Genomic DNA, 14,944 nt, shown 5'->3' with positions numbered 1-14,944 from the left:
AAAGTGAAGACGGCTGGGGCGTGTTTCTCAAGGAGAGTCCGTGTTTACAGGCGCTCCAGAATGGCGTCGGTGATCTCCTTGGTGTTTGCCAAAGTTTCCCCTTCCGACTTGCTGTAGATGTCGCCGGTTCGGAAGCCGTCTTCGATGGTCTTGGCTACAGCCGCGTCGATGGCATCGGCTGCTTCCACTGCGCCGAGGGAATAGCGAAGGAGCATGGAAAGAGAGAGAATCTGGGCAACCGGGTTGGCAATACCTTGGCCAGCGATGTCGGGGGCGGAACCTCCGGAGGGCTCATACATGCCGAAGCTGAGTCCTTTCTCGTCAATCTCGGCGAGAGAGGCGGAAGGGAGCATCCCGAGGGAGCCGGAAATCATTGCCATTTCGTCGGACAAAATATCACCGAACAAGTTGCCGGTCACAATCACGTCGAAGTCCGGGGCGCGGCGAATGAGCTGCATCGCGGCGTTGTCGACATAGAGATGATCGAGGGTGACGTCCGGGTACTGCTTCGCTACTTCTTCGATGACTTCGCGCCAAAGAACGGAGACCGCGAGCACGTTGGCCTTGTCCACGGAGGTCAGGCGTTTGTCGCGACCTTGCGCGGCCTTGAAGGCGACGTGCGCAATGCGCTCAATCTCGGAACGGCGATAGACCATGGTGTCGATGGCGGCTTCCTCGCCTTCGCGCTCTTCGCGTCCTTTGGGAGTTCCAAAGTAGATTCCACCGGTCAGCTCACGCACACAAAGGACGTTGAAGCCTTCGCTGATCAGTTCGTTTTTCACCGGAGAAGCATCGATCAGCTGGGGCAGGCAAACGCCGGGGCGGAGGTTGGCGAAGAGACCGAAATGCTTGCGCAAAGGCAGAAGAGCTCCGCGCTCGGGCTGGATGTCAGGGGGAAGGTTTTCCCATTTTGGTCCACCGACCGAGCCGAACAAAATTGCGTCAGAGGCTTCGCAGGCCGCCAAGGTGTCGGCGGGGAGGGGAGTGCCGCTATCATCAATGGCCGCGCCACCTACTAGATGAGTCGTAGCCGAGACTTCGAGTGAGAATTTTTCTTTAACCGAATCCAGAACGCGAAGAGCCTGATCCATCACTTCGGGACCGATGCCGTCGCCGGGTAGAACTGCAATTGTGTGAGCCATGTGAAGGAGGAGATGCCATGGCGGGCGATTTTTGAAAACAGCGGAATTCCAGAAAATTGCCAGCGTTTTGGGGAAATCTTGGCGGGGATAAACCGCAGAGATGCAAACTCTGGCAAAAGAGCCCTGAATTGATGAGCCCGCCTGCGAGGTGGCTTTGCGCTTCGGTCTGCAGCTACTCCTGCAATTTTTTCCAAACGGGCAAGGTCTCCTCCAGAATCTTGAGAATCCGCTTTCTCTCTGATTTCGAGAGATATCCGAAATCAGGGTGTTCCTCCGGCTCGGTTAAAATCTGGCGCAGCTTCCGCAGAACCTCTTCTTTGAGCAAAGGTTGCAAGTCCCGGAAAGAGTCACTGTAGATCATGTAGCTGCAGCGATATTTGAAGAGTCGTTCGTAGAGTCGCAGGTCCCGGAGGGAGCGCCCGTCCTTGCTGGTCGTCGCACCGGCAGCGAAGGCCTTCTGAAAAGCCTCCGAGCCCTCGGCTCCGTCATCAACGAATTCGAATTCTCCTTCGAAGAGCAGGGCGCGCACAATCTTGTCCCCATAATGTTCCAAGGCGTGGCGGTAGGTTTCGCTCAGGGGGGTGTCGGCCGGTTCGCCGGTGGCCTTGCGGATCGCTTCGTTTTGGAAAAGGAATCGCTGGGTCGCGAGATGGCCACTCAGGATGGCGTTGTGGACTGTGACCTGATGTTCCAAAATCATGAGCGCCACCACATCGCTGCTGCCGCCCCCGAGATAGGGTTTGGTATTAAGGTGTTCCGACAGGTCGACTACCGGTCCGTCCCCAGTAAGAGACTTTCGCCCATCATCGTGGGTGTAGGTCTGGTTGCCCAGATGCCCCGCAGGACCAGCCTTACCCGTCACATACCAACCGCCCCACCGCTCGGTGACGGGGCTGTGGTGGGAGGTGTCGAAAGACCCCCAGTCGAATAAGGGCCGGCCGCCGGAATCAGGGTAAACCGAGCGCACCAGGATGCCGGGCGCGCCGTCGGTGGCAGAGCTGGCGTGGCAGCTCAGGCAACCGCGTTCGCGGCGGAACTCGGGGGCCTTCCCTTTTTCGCGCCGATTGAGATCGATGAGGTGGAAGACGGCTCCCAGCTTTTTATCAAAGGTGATCGTCTCGATATTTCCATTCTGAACCCAACCAATATAAGCGTTGTCGGAGAAGTAAATGGCTCGGGGGGTCCAGGGGGAGATGTGCGAGTTCTGCGCGCTTGTCTTGGAGTAGACGAGAACCTGGGACTCGACGGGAACCTCCAGAATATCGAGGACTTCTTGCAGGATTTCGCGGTCGCTTTCCCCCCTCAGAAGGGACTCGCCGGATTCGATTCGCTTCTGGATTCGGGTTAGGGCGGTATCCGCCTCGGTCTTGGAATACTTCACCGGCGATTCCTCGTAGAAGTCCTGCCCGTGCAAGGGCATGGCGAGAGTGAGGAAGAGGATGGCGAGTCGTGAAGTCATCTTGAAAGATTACGTTGGAAATTACGCCGGATCTTCCGCAAATCTTGCGAAAGACCAAGCATCCCTTTCGCGCCGAAGGAAGGCTAGTCCGTCAAGGAAGAAGCCGTCTGGAATACCAGGCATGAATCAGTCCGGTCTGGAAAAAACGCACAGGTTTCGGGAATCCTGCTTCGGTTAAAAGGAGCTCAACTTCGCCCGACGGGAGAACCGCGACATCGCGCTGATAGGTCTGACGCATTCTATCGAGACCTTCTTGGGAGAATTCGGCTTGGCTCATCAGTTTGAACCAAAGCTCTGTTAGATTCTGCCCTTCGGGGCTGGCTAAATCCCCGGCCAAGTCGGAAGTGACCAGAATCCCATCGGGGAGAAGGTGTTCTGCAATCGCGTGGAAGAATGCAATTCGCTCCTCTCGATTCGGAATGAATTGGGAAACGAGGAAGGAAGTGGCGGCGTCGAATTTTTCCCGGGGCGGGAGGGTGTCGAGGTAGCCTTCGTGGAGGTGGCAGCGTGAAAGGATATTATGCTCGGCGGCTTTCTCGCGGAACGACTTCAGCATGGCGCCCGAGGGCTCTACCGCACAGAATTCCCACTCCGGAAAAGTGTTCGCCAGATGGAGAATCTCCGCGCCAGTTCCCGCGCCCACACAGAGGATACGGGCTTGCACGGGAAGATGGGCGAGCAGGGTGCTGGTGAGGAGGTGCAGGGCTCCGTTGAGCGCCGACAAGCGGTCCCACTGTTGGTCGTAGGACTGCGCTTGTTGGTCAAACAGGGCGGTGATCTCCTCTCGACGCATCCTTATTTGCGGAACTTCGGAAGCTCTTCATCCAGGGCGACAAAGAGTTCCTGCATGGTCTCGAGGGTCTCGTTGCCCATGTTGGAGATTCGGAAGGTCTTGCCTTTGATCTTGCCGTATCCTCCGTTGATCAGGAATCCGTGGTTATTGCGCACGGCCTTGATCCAACCGGAGAGGTCGAGGTCGTCTGGCGTGACGAAGCAGCCTAGACTCTTCGAGCGGAAGCCCTCGGGCGCCAGACTCTCGAAACCATGTCCAGCGGCCCAATCCAGAAGCGCCTGGTTGGTTGCGGCGTGGCGCGCGTAACGGTTTTCCAATCCTTCCGCCAGCATCACATCGACTCGCTCTTTCAAGCCATAGATGTGTGGAATGGCCGGGGTCGATGGGGTGTTGTTCTTTTCGTGATTGGTTTGGAACTCCACGAAGTCGAAATAATAACCGCGATCAGGAGTGGTGGCTGCCCGGGCTTGCGCGCGCTCGCTGGCTACGAAAAGAGAGAGGCCGGGAGGGAGGGCGAGTGCCTTTTGAACTCCGCAGAGAAGGACATCGATTCCCAATTCATCAAACGGGGTCGGCACGGCCGAAAAGGACGAGACCGTGTCGGTGATGAGCAAGACGTCATCGAACTCGCGCACCACGGCGGCGATCTCCGCCAGATTGTTCATGCAGCCGGTGGAGGTCTCGTTGTGCACCAGGGTCACGGTGTCGAATCCTCCTTCGGAAAGCTTGGCGCGGACGTCCGCGGGGTCGATGGGCTGACCCCACTCGACCTGAATTTTTTCAGCCTCTTTGCCGCAGCTTTTGGCCACTCCATACCACTTGTCGGAGAAGGCTCCGCCACAGAGGTTCAGCACCTTCTTCTGGGTGAGGTTGCGGAGGGAGCCTTCCATGATTCCCCAGGCTGAGGAAGTGTTGAGAAAGACGCCGCGGGAAGTTCCTGCGATTTCCTGTAAACCGGGTTGGACCGAGGCATAGAGCTCCTCAAAGTCCGCGCCACGATGACCAATGGTAGGTCCGCACATGGCAGCATAGGTTTCAGGGGCAACGTCAATCGGTCCGGGTGAAAAGAGCTTAGGTTTGGCCATGCGCGGGAAATGTGAAACATCAATGGTTTCTGTCGAGCGTTTTTTGGGGAGAGTTTTGTAGGCAATGAGCTGGAGAGTTCTTCTCTTTCTAGTGGTTTATCTTGCGCGCGCATTCCGTTACCAAGGGACTTCGGCCCTTGGTTTGAGTCGTGGGGAAGAGCGCCTTTCGGGATCGGGAGATACCTTGCTAGCAGCCAGAGATAACTCCATTCACAAAGTTTCCAGTCCGAGGGTTGCAATCTCTTCACAAGTGGTTCATGCCCTTCAGCCGAAAGCCTGATGACCCGCCCCGCACCTGGACAACGTTGGATGAGTCGCTCGGAACCCAAGTTGGGTCTGGGCGTGATTGTGGAAGTAGAGGGGGCCCAAGTGGTCGTCCTTTTTCCTGCTGCTGAAGAAACCCGCCGCTACGCGCTGCAGACCGCTCCCTTGGTGCGGGTGTTGTTCAAGGAGGGAGATATCGTGGAGGACCAATTCGCGGGTGAGTTCACCGTGGCAAAAGTCGAACATGGGGAGTCGGGTATCGTGAAGTATCACTGCACTGACGAGACCATTCTCGAGGAAGTGGACCTCCTTGATACCCTCAGCTTTTCTTCTCCCGACGACAGACTTCTGGCGGGAATTTGTGACGACTTCCGCATCTTTGACTTCAGGCAAAGAGCTCTGCGCTGGAACACGAAGGTGCGTCAATCGCCTGCGCGTGGATTTTCTGGTGCTCGCATTGATCTCATTCCTCATCAGTTCGCCATCGTCGCGGAGGCGGCCTCGCGCCTCTATCCGCGCCTTCTGCTTGCTGATGAAGTTGGTTTGGGAAAGACAATTGAAGCCTGTTTGATTCTTCATCATCTGCATCTAACAGGTCGCGCCAATCGCATTCTGATTCTCGTGCCCGAGGCGCTCGTTCACCAGTGGTTTGTGGAGTTGTATAAGCGCTTCAATTTGCTCTTTGCTCTCTTCGACGAAGGGCGGGCAGCGTCCATCGAGGCCAGTGATCCGGAGGCCAATCCTTTTCTTGATAGTCAGCTCATTCTCGCCTCCACGGATTTTCTAGCAGAATCTAACAAGCGTTCCGAGCAGGCGCGTCAGGCCGGCTTCGACCTCTTGATTGTGGACGAGGCCCACCACTTGGAATGGAGTCCCGAGGTCTCGAGCCCATCCTACGAAATGGTGGAAGCCCTTGCCGGGGTGGTGCCCAGCCTGCTCCTGCTCACTGCGACTCCCCAGCAGTTGGGGCCGGAAGGTCACTTCGCTCGCCTTCGTCTCCTCGATCCCGATCGCTATACCAATCTGAAAGACTTTGCCGAAGAGGCGAAGTCCTATGAGCCCTTGGCCGAAGTGGTCGAGACCTTGAATGAAGGAGAGATGCCGACGAAGAAGGCGCTCGCTCCCTTCGTGAAGGATTCGCCCCGCGCAAGCGAGCACTTGGCCGCTCTTTCCGCAGGGGATGAAGATGCGCGTGCGGCGCTGATCTCGGAGCTCGTTGATTCCTTTGGCACCGGCCGCGTGCTGTTCCGCAACACGAGGGACCGCCTCACTGGTTTTCCGGTCCGCCGGTTGCAGCTCTATCCCTTGGGGGAAGGGGAGAAGGCTTCGGCCTGGCTGGCCAATCTTTTGAAGGAATTGGGGGAAGATAAGGTTCTTCTCATCACCCATACCACCGATGCCGCGATTCGGATTCAGGAAAACCTGTTGGAGCTCGTCAATGTCGAGACCGCTCTCTTTCACGAGGAGCTCAGCATCATGGAGCGCGATCGCAACGCGGCTTGGTTCGCCGATCCGGATGGGGCCCGCATTTTGATTTGTTCCGAGATCGGGAGCGAGGGACGCAACTTCCAATTTGCGCACCATCTGGTTCTCTTTGACCTCCCGCAGAATCCCGAAGTGCTGGAGCAGCGGATTGGACGACTCGACCGCATTGGCCAGACCGAGGATATTTTGATTCATGTGCCGTATGTCCAGGACACCAGCTATGAGCTGTTGACCCGTTGGTTGGCGGAGGGTTTGGCTGCATTTGAAAAACCTTTGAAAGGCTCGGCCACGTTGACTGCCGAGCTTCTGCCCGAGTTGATGGAATTCGTGCAGGATCCCCGGCCGAAAGAGTTCGAGGCATTTCTCAAAAAGACCCAAGCCCGTCGCGATGAGGTCGCGGACGAACTCGCAAGTGGTCACGACCGTTTGCTCGCTCTGGGCGCGCCTCCGACCGAGAGGGCCGAAGCTTTGCTCGAGGCGGTGGATGATGCCGACGGGGACCGGCAGTTCGAGAGTTTCTCGCTCAGACTCTTTGACCAATTGGGCCTCGATGTCGACGATCTCGCCGAGCGCAACTATCACCTCAAGCGCGGTCAGCGCCTCAGTGAAACCTTTGCCGATTTGCCTGAAGACGGTTTGGCCGTAACTTTTGAGCGTTCGGAAGCTCTCTTTCGTGAAGACCTGACCTTCCTCACGGCCGATCATCCGACCTTCCGGACCGCATTGGATCAGTTTCTGGCTGACGATACCGGCAACTCCAGCTTCGCGCATTGGAAGACAGGAAAGGGAAAAGGTATCTACCTGCAATGTGGATACATCCTGGAAAGCCTGGCACCGGAGCGCTTGCACATCGACCGATTCCTCGCGCCCACCGTCATCCCCATCACCGTTGACCATCGGGAAGCGGACCGAAGTGGCGAAGACCTCTTTCGAGAGATTCCTCTTCGTCCGGCTGATCCGCACCGCATTGTTAGTCAGGAGAGCTTTCGGAAAAACATTTTTCCTGCCTTGTTAAAGAAGGCGAATCAACTCGCCGAAGCGAAAAGCAAGAAGCCACAGGAGGAGGCCTTGGAAAGGGCGAACCAGTCATTTGATGATGCTCTGGCCCGTCTCGAAGACCTTGCAACCCGGAATTCGCAGGTTACCCCCGAGGAGATTGCCGCGCTTCAGGAGGTGAAGTCCGAAGTGCTGCAAGCCTTGCAGCACTCGCGACTCCGTTTGGACTGCGTTCGCCTCGTTTGGCAGAGCTAGTTGCTGGGTGGGCAGTGAACCCGGTATTTTTCCCTCTGGTAGGAGAAGGTTTCTCTGCTCTTAGGAGACTTCGAGGTGAGGTCGGCTCATTGGGCCGTTATCGCCAAAAAGTCCTCCTTGCGCACTTCCCATTCCGCGAGGGAGAGAGGAATCAAGGTCAGGCCCGCGCGCTTGAGCATCAGGGTCTTTTCGACTGAGACTGCCTGCCCGCGGCTACCTGCGGTCCCGATCAGGTCGATGGCGATGAGGTCGTCCTTTCGTTTGAAGATCAGATCCGTGGGCATGCCGGCGACTTTGGTTGCACTCGCAATCAACGTCCATCCCAATTGTGCGAGCTGCGGCAGGAGGTCGTCAGGTAAAGCGATTTTCTCGCTTTGAATGCTCTGCATTGTTCGCTTGGGCTCGGAAGCGTGGAGAAGATAGGCTGCGAGGAGGGAGTCCTGGGGAAGTTCGCCGGGGGAGATCGAGGTGAATAATTGAATCTCATGGCGTGCCCGCGTGATGGAGACGTTGAAGACATCCGGACGTTCCAAAAACCGTCGGGCTGCTGCGGGACTGCTCGGGTCAATCGCCATTGAGAGGAGCATGGTGTCTCTTTCTGCTCCTTGGAAAGAGTGTGCGGTTCCGGCAATCAGCTGGTGATCGCGCAAGAGGCGTTGTTGCTCGCTGGGCGTGAATTCCTTTTGCAAACGCTCTTGGAAGGAGTCGACCTGAGCGCGGAAGGGGGAAAGGAATCCGAGAGATGGAGTGCTGGCAGGCATTGTCAGAACCTTCCGCAACTCCAGGAAGACTGCCGAGATTTCCTGCTCGTTGATTCCGTCTTTCTCTCTCTTTCCCGAGACCTGGTGGGTCACGATGGCCGGCTGGGGAGCATCTTGTCCCAAGGTCTCAACCTCTCTCATGCAATGGAGATTGCCGTGATAGAAGTGTTCGTTGGAAAAGGCAATCAATGGAGGTAAAGAGCGAAAATGCTCATCCAAGAAAGTGCGGGACGTGGTGCCGGCGGTGATGGCAAGCGCTCGATCGAGGAAAGAAACCTTGCGGAAGTCGTAGTGTTCGCGTTCCTCGGGAGAGAGCTGGTGTTTTGCCGCCAGACTGTCGAGTCGGTCTTTGGAAAGAAAAGAAAGATGGCGGAGTTGTTGGGGATCGCCGGTAATGAAGGCGCGGCTTCCTCGGTAGAGAATGGGAAGGGTCGAGGCGAGGTCGCATTGCGTGGCTTCATCGATGATGACGGTGTCAAAGACTGCGGGCTTGAGCGGGAGGACGCGATGGATGTCGTCCGTGGTTGTGATCCAGATTGGGAGGTAGCGAACCAGGGCCTTGAGGTCCAAGGCGAGGAGTTCCTTCTCTTGTGAGGCGGGAATCCGTCTGCCCAGGGCTTCGCGGTAGCGTTTGAGGGTGTCTCGCGAGTGCAGATTCTTCAGGTGCTTGTGCAGGTGCTCCTGGTGGGTTTGCTCGTTGTAGGCCTCCAGTAGTCTCAGTCGATCGGCATGGGTCTTGGTGATCTCAGCCACGAGATCCGCGAGCAGGGGAGCTCTCTTTACCCGAAGACTGTGCTTCCAGTGATTCAGTTTCCGCCATAGCCCACGAGGCTCCGATGCGAATAGAGAAGAGGTCCGCAGATCGGCGCTTAACTTCCGGGCGAGGTTTTTTCGGAGGAGTGAAAGGCTGCGATCAGTGTTGGAGAGGTTGACTCGGGGCAGGCCGGAGGGTGCTTCGTTGACTGGATTGGTCCCCAGAAGTTGTTTCAGAAGGCTTTTGAGATTCTTGAGGTGACCTTTGCGACCGGCGCGAATGACCAGTTGGCTTTCGGTGACCATCTCCGCGATTTTTTCCTCCACGACCGCTGCCGCTTCGTCGGAACGGCAGGCGATGAGGACTGAATTGCCTCGTGCGATTTGGTCTATGGCGGTGGCTGCAATCGTGAATGATTTTCCAGTCCCGGGTGGACCATGGCAGACGGTGAGAGGTTGAGTGTCTGCTGATTTTAAAAGTCGGCTTTGCGCTGGGCTCAGCAAGGCGGGGGCGAAGTCGTGGGCCGGTCTAGTCTTTGCCTCAATCTTTTCGGGAATAGAGCGTCCCAATAGCGCGCCCAAGGCCGGGGGATAGGAGTCGGCTGAGCACGAAAGGAGTTCGTCCAGCTCATGTAAAAGACCAGCCACATTTTTGGACTTCTCGGTGAGAAGGAGAGCGGAGGCTGGGAGCAAAACAGGATTTTTCTTTCCGGTCTGTTTTTGAATCTCCGAGGACTTGAGGAGGTTTGGATATTGCTCGAAAAGAGAGACGTCGAGTGCTTCCAGATGGGTCGAAAGGTCTTTGGCAATCAGCCCCGGGGTGGCGAGGTTGAGCTCGCCGGTCGGAATCAAGTCGAGAAGCTCATTCTCAAAGGTTGCGGGGAGGTCGAACAGGTGGTGAAGGGCGGGGTTGAGTGCCACCCGGCTATGGTCGATCTTCAACTCGGGAGCTTTGCCTTCGGCCCGCACCTCCACGGGATAGAGGAGAACCGGGGTATGCAGCGCCTTCCCGTTGGAATCACGCGAGGCGACGACCATGGAAACGTAGAAGAGGTCGGTGTCGCGCTGCAAAAGGCTGGCCGTGGTGGCGAGCACTTCCAGTTCGGTGGGAGGCAAGTCAATGGAGCCAAACTCGCTGTAGAGCGCTTTTTCCTCGCCCTTGATGATCACGCGTTTGCGAATCTTGCTCGCGAAGATGGAAGGGATTCCCGAACGGGATCGTTCCTCCGCGAGGCAGTCCCGGAGGTAGGCGAGGAGAGCTTTGGGGTCGCGCGCGTTGATGGCGCTGGTTCTAACGTCTGAAGTGGTGCCAGGGAATTACTTTTCCCTCCTACTTGCGCCACTTTTCCAAGACAATTGGTGCATCGTTGGTGAGCTTGGGGCCGGTGGTGGAACGTCCCCGGGCGATCAGGCGCTCCAGCTCCTTGCGAAGGGCTGCCACGATTTCGGGATTTTCGCTGGCGAGGTTGGTGGTTTCCTCTTTGTCCTTTGCCATGTCGTAAAGTTGCTCGGTGGGGAGACCTTGCTTGAGCGCGGACCTGACCTTGGGGGTGCTCCAGCCGCCCGAACCCGGGCAGAGAATGAGCTTCCAGCGTTCATCGCGAATCGAAAAATGCCCTTCCACGGAATGATGAACGACCTCCTCGCGGGAATTTTCACTCGCTTTGCCCATGAGTTGGGGGAGGAAGCTGAAGCTGTCTTCCGCGACATTTTCCGCGACGGGTTTTTCCAAAAGATCGGCCACGGTCGCAAAGCAATCGGTGAGGCAAATGAGGTCCGGGCACTGGCTCTTCTGTGGAACTCTGCCCGGCCACGAGACCAAGAAGGGCACACGATGGCCGCCGTCCCAAATGTCGGCCTTGGAACCGCGGAAAGGACCGCTGGGGTGGTGACCCTTCTCCAGCAATTGAGGTAGCTTGGAGGTGGGCGCGGAAGTGCCGTTGTCGGAGGTGACAATCACGAGTGTATTCTCCAGTAGTCCTGTTGTGCGCAAGGCTTCCATCACCTGGCCATGGCTGTCGTCGGTCTGCATCACGAAGTCGGCATGGGGATTGAGGCCGCTTTTGCCCTGCCATTCGGGGCTGGGTACCACGGGGCTGTGAGGGGAATTCCAAGGCAGGTAGAGAAAGAAAGGGGCATCCTCTTTCTTTCTACTAGAAATATAGTGGACTGCTTCTTGGGTGAGGCGAGGGAGCATTTCAACGGGCGGGAGGTGTTCGGTGACGGTCTGGTCTTCGATCCAAATGTCCATCTGTCGCGCGTGGTGGAAGCCGCGAAAGAGGTCGAAGCCACCACGCTCGATGGGGCCTTGGCTCACCTTGGAGCCTACTGGCACTTGCTTGTCCTTGTGCTTGCCATCATAGAGGGTTCCCAAGTGCCACTTGCCGATGATGGCCGTGTCGTAGCCTTGCTTCTTGAGGTAATGGCCGATGGTCACTCTATCCTCTGCGATGAGAGACTTGCCGCCGGTGAGGACCCCTCTCTGCAGAGTCGTTCGCCAAGAGTAGCGACCTGTGAGGAGTCCGTAGCGAGTCGGCGTGCAGACCGAAGAGCCGCTGTGGGCATCGGTAAAGGTCATTCCGCTGGCCGCGATGGTATCCAGATGTGGGGTCGGGATCTTGCCACGGTCGGGGTTGAGATGCTGGTGCTCGCCGTAGCCCAGATCGTCGCTGAGCATGATAACGATGTTGGGGCGCTCGGCTTGTAGGCCAACGAGGGAGAGCAGGGTGAGAAAGAGGAAACGCATCGCGGGGGTGTTACGCTAGATATACGGTCGGATCTTCCAATTGAGCGATGGCAAACGCTTCTTTTCGCTCCACGCAGGTTCCGCACTTGCCGCAATGGATATCTCCGCCCTTGTAGCAGGACCAGGTGTGGGTGAAGTCGACCTCGAGTTCCGCACCGCGGCTGGCGATGTCTTCCTTGCGCAAGGCAACGAAAGGGCGCAGCACCGAGACGTCGGCGTAAGTCCCTGCCGCGATGGCTTGAGCCATGGGCGCGAGAAAGTCTTCCCGGCAATCGGGATAGATGGCGTGGTCGCCGGAGTGGGCCGCAATGACCAGGCCTTCTGCCTCCACGCTTTCGGCAAAGCCGGCCGCGACAGCGAGAAGTATCCCGTTGCGAAAGGGGACCACAGTGCTTTTCATGTTCTCTTCCTCGTAATGGCCCTCTGGGATCTCGCCGCCAGATTGGAGGAGGTCGCTTTGGAACAGCTGGTTCATGAATGTGAGGTTCGCGGTTTGAAAGGGGACTCCGGCTTTCTCTGCTTGCCAGCGAGCCATGGGCAATTCTTTGGCATTGTGCTTGGAGGCATAATCAACGCCCAAACAGGCCACCACCTCATGGCCTTCCGCGAGGGTATGCCAGAGGGCGACTGTGGAGTCCATGCCACCGGAAAGGAGGATAACCGTCTTCATTGCGCTAATTTGAGAGTTGCAGTCGGAATTGCAAGAGCAGGGCGCGCGAGTCGGTTCGTTCGCGTGCTAGATGAGGAGTTCGCGAGTCATTCAGCCCTCTGGATGTTGTCTCTAGTGTCAATTGCATTTCGATAAGCAGATATTTGGCAAATTTCGGCAATTTTGGCCGTAAAGAGACATCAGACTGATGAATTCATTTTCCCTGCCCTTGATCCTACTGCTCAGCCTTTCTTTAGGCAGGGCGGTTGCTGCGGATGGCCAACTCCGTTTCAATGAGGACGTCCGCCCGCTTTTGTCCAAAAAGTGCATTGCCTGTCACGGGCCTGACGCGGACAAGGGACGCAAAGGGGACCTGCGTCTCGATATTCCGGATGGAGATCAGGGGGCCTACCGTGTGCTGGATGGGGTGCAGGCAATTAAGCCGGGGGATTTGGCAAATAGTGAGGTTTGGCAGCGAATCATTGCCGACGACCCCGACGACATCATGCCGCCGCCGGAAAAGAAGTCCCACATCAAGCCTCTGACTTCAGAGGAAAAGGATGTTCTCAAAAGATGGATTGAGCAGGGGGCGGAGTATGAGGACTTTTGGGCTTTCGTGCCACCCCGCCAGCATGAGCTGCCCGAGGTTTCCCTCTCGGATTGGAGTGGGGATCCGATTGACCGCTTCGCCTTGGCCAAAATGGAGGAAAAGGGCTTGAGTCCCAGCGAAAGGGCCGACCGCCGCTCCCTGATTCGTCGGGTAAGCTTGGATTTGACCGGACTTCCTCCCACGCTGGATGAGGTCGACGCTTTCCTCCACGATGAGTCTGCGGATGCTTACGAAAAGCTCGTGGATCGATTGTTGGGGCAAGCGAGCTACGGAGAGCACATGGCGAAGTATTGGTTGGACTTGGTTCGATTTGCCGACACCAACGGAGCCCATCACGACCACTTTCGCGATCTCACTCCTTATCGTGATTGGGTCATACGTTCGTTCAATGAGAACCTGAGCTATGATGAGTTTGTGAAGTATCAGGTGGCCGGTGACCTGTATGAGAACCCGACAACCGATCAGCTGATCGCCTCGGGATTCAATCGCTTGCACATCATCATCGATGTCGGAACCGCTCTTCCGGAGGAGAGCTTCACTAAAAACGTCATCGACCGTGTGTCGGCGGTGGGAACCGCCTTCATGGGATTGACGCTGCAGTGCGCGGTATGCCACGACCACAAATATGATCCGATTTCGCAGAAGGATTTCTTCTCGATGTATGCCTTCTTCAATAACTTTGACGGTGAGCCCGAAACAGGAAGAAGAGGCACGCCGGACTTTAAGAAAGGTTTGCAACCTCCCTATATCTTGGTCGGCACTCCCGAGCAGAAAGCGCGTTTGGCGGAGTTGGAATTGAGCATCTCCGCGAGCAGTGGCGAAGTTCGTTCTTCGTTGGAGGCCGAACGTCAGGCGCTGCAGAATTCCATGCGGGGGGCGATGGTGATGAAAGAACGGGAAGACCCCCGGCCATCACATGTCCTGATTCGGGGAGCTTATGATAATCCTGGAGAAATCGTACCTCGCGATACCCCGTCCTTTCTTCCTCCTTTGAAAAAAGATGACCACGTTGATCGCATGGACCTCGCCGAGTGGTTGGTCGATCCCGTCAATCCTCTCTCTGCACGGGTGGCAGTGAATCGCTTTTGGCAGCAGTTCTTTGGCGTTGGAATCGTGAAGACTTCCGAGGACTTTGGTGCGCAAGGGGAATGGCCGAGTCATCCCGAACTCCTGGACCACCTCGCTCTTGAGTTTGTCGAGTCAGGCTGGGATATCAAATCTCTGGTGCGAAGCATCGTCTTGAGCGAGACCTATCAGCAAAGGTCCGAGGCTCCGCGAGAAGCTTTTGTCAGTGATCCGGAGAACCGCATGCTGGCGAGGGGTTCTCGTTTCCGGCTCGATTCCGAGGTGATTCGCGACCAGGTTCTCGCAGTGAGCGGGCTCTTGAATCCCGCGATGTATGGGCACAGTGTCAAGTTTCCCCAGCCCGAGGGACTCTGGAAAATCGTCACGATGCCTTCCTCCTTTCCGCGCAATTTTGAGCCAGCCAAAGAAGATGAGGTCTACCGTCGCAGTGTCTACTCCTTCTGGAAGCGGGGACTGCCACCACCGCAGATGACGATTTTCGATGCTCCCAATCGGGATGCCTGCATTGCCCGACGCGAGCGAACCAATACACCCTTGCAGGCTCTCGTGATGATGAATGAGACCGAGTACTTTGCGGCAGCCAAGCATCTGGCTCGCGGAGTGATGGAGAAAGAGAACATGGCGGAGGACTTAAAGGTGTCTTTGCTCTACGAAACCATGACCTCCCGTCCACCGAGTGATACCGAGAAGGAGCGGTTGCTGTCTGCCTTGGCAAAATTCAGGGCACTCTATCAAGACGATCCGGGCTCTGCGGCAGCGATGTTTCCCAATACGCCTGCGGCGGGGGAGTCCGCAGCCTGGACGATGTTGGTTCACTCCCTGATGAATCTCGATACTTTCAAAAACCGCGAATAAGACCT

The 14,944-nt window shown here is 56.9% G+C and carries 9 protein-coding genes; 2 read left to right on the top strand and 7 right to left on the bottom strand.

Annotated features, from left to right (window positions below; genetic code table 11):
* Positions 1–44: 44 nt before the first annotated feature.
* From leuB to IE099_RS16835, 4 genes are all read right to left on the bottom strand, one after another.
* Positions 45–1,142 carry a 3-isopropylmalate dehydrogenase gene (gene leuB, locus IE099_RS16850; RefSeq protein ID WP_189572526.1) on the bottom strand — a complete coding sequence of 366 codons (1,098 nt, stop codon included), beginning with the start codon at positions 1,140–1,142 and terminating at the stop codon, positions 45–47.
* A 172-nt stretch (positions 1,143–1,314) separates the two neighbouring features.
* Positions 1,315–2,601, bottom strand: a complete 1,287-nt coding sequence (locus IE099_RS16845; protein ID WP_189572523.1) for a hypothetical protein — start codon at positions 2,599–2,601, stop codon at positions 1,315–1,317.
* Positions 2,602–2,692: 91 nt separating this feature from the next.
* On the bottom strand, positions 2,693–3,394 hold the full coding sequence (locus IE099_RS16840; RefSeq protein WP_189572520.1) for a class I SAM-dependent methyltransferase: 702 nt from the start codon (positions 3,392–3,394) through the stop codon (positions 2,693–2,695).
* A 2-nt stretch (positions 3,395–3,396) separates the two neighbouring features.
* Positions 3,397–4,479 (bottom strand): pyridoxal-phosphate-dependent aminotransferase family protein, encoded by a 1,083-nt coding sequence (locus IE099_RS16835; RefSeq protein WP_189572516.1) that lies wholly within the window; start codon positions 4,477–4,479, stop codon positions 3,397–3,399.
* A gap of 279 nt (positions 4,480–4,758) precedes the next feature.
* Here IE099_RS16835 and IE099_RS16830 point away from each other — a divergent pair, with 279 nt between their 5' ends.
* Entirely contained in the window at positions 4,759–7,479 is a 2,721-nt protein-coding gene (locus tag IE099_RS16830; RefSeq protein ID WP_189572513.1) for a helicase-related protein, read from the top strand.
* Positions 7,480–7,565: 86 nt separating this feature from the next.
* Here the strand turns inward: IE099_RS16830 and IE099_RS16825 are convergent, their stop codons facing one another.
* The 3 genes from IE099_RS16825 to queC form a co-directional block, all read right to left on the bottom strand.
* Positions 7,566–10,163 carry a DEAD/DEAH box helicase gene (locus tag IE099_RS16825; protein ID WP_189572510.1) on the bottom strand — a complete coding sequence of 866 codons (2,598 nt, stop codon included), beginning with the start codon at positions 10,161–10,163 and terminating at the stop codon, positions 7,566–7,568.
* A 160-nt stretch (positions 10,164–10,323) separates the two neighbouring features.
* Positions 10,324–11,739 (bottom strand): sulfatase family protein, encoded by a 1,416-nt coding sequence (locus tag IE099_RS16820; RefSeq protein WP_189572507.1) that lies wholly within the window; start codon positions 11,737–11,739, stop codon positions 10,324–10,326.
* 10 nt (positions 11,740–11,749) lie between these two features.
* Positions 11,750–12,409: a 7-cyano-7-deazaguanine synthase QueC gene (queC, locus tag IE099_RS16815; protein WP_189572504.1), complete on the bottom strand. Its 660-nt coding sequence runs from the start codon at positions 12,407–12,409 to the stop codon at positions 11,750–11,752.
* A gap of 187 nt (positions 12,410–12,596) precedes the next feature.
* Here queC and IE099_RS16810 point away from each other — a divergent pair, with 187 nt between their 5' ends.
* Positions 12,597–14,939 carry a PSD1 and planctomycete cytochrome C domain-containing protein gene (locus tag IE099_RS16810; protein ID WP_189572502.1) on the top strand — a complete coding sequence of 781 codons (2,343 nt, stop codon included), beginning with the start codon at positions 12,597–12,599 and terminating at the stop codon, positions 14,937–14,939.
* Positions 14,940–14,944: the final 5 nt, after the last annotated feature.

The organism is Roseibacillus persicicus, from assembly GCF_014651675.1.
Taxonomy (GTDB): Bacteria; Verrucomicrobiota; Verrucomicrobiia; order Verrucomicrobiales; family Akkermansiaceae; genus Roseibacillus; species Roseibacillus persicicus.
Note: the sequence above shows the minus strand (reverse complement) of the source record. Positions and strands in the feature narration are given on the sequence as shown.

Excerpts from the sequence above, each read along its gene's own strand:
- leuB (WP_189572526.1), bottom strand. The coding sequence starts at position 1,142 with ATGGCTCACACAATTGCAGTTCTACCCGGCGACGGCATCGGTCCCGAA.
- IE099_RS16845 (WP_189572523.1), bottom strand. The coding sequence starts at position 2,601 with ATGACTTCACGACTCGCCATCCTCTTCCTCACTCTCGCCATGCCCTTG.
- IE099_RS16840 (WP_189572520.1), bottom strand. The coding sequence starts at position 3,394 with ATGCGTCGAGAGGAGATCACCGCCCTGTTTGACCAACAAGCGCAGTCC.
- IE099_RS16835 (WP_189572516.1), bottom strand. The coding sequence starts at position 4,479 with ATGGCCAAACCTAAGCTCTTTTCACCCGGACCGATTGACGTTGCCCCT.
- IE099_RS16830 (WP_189572513.1), top strand. The coding sequence starts at position 4,759 with ATGACCCGCCCCGCACCTGGACAACGTTGGATGAGTCGCTCGGAACCC.
- IE099_RS16820 (WP_189572507.1), bottom strand. The coding sequence starts at position 11,739 with ATGCGTTTCCTCTTTCTCACCCTGCTCTCCCTCGTTGGCCTACAAGCC.
- queC (WP_189572504.1), bottom strand. The coding sequence starts at position 12,409 with ATGAAGACGGTTATCCTCCTTTCCGGTGGCATGGACTCCACAGTCGCC.
- IE099_RS16810 (WP_189572502.1), top strand. The coding sequence starts at position 12,597 with ATGAATTCATTTTCCCTGCCCTTGATCCTACTGCTCAGCCTTTCTTTA.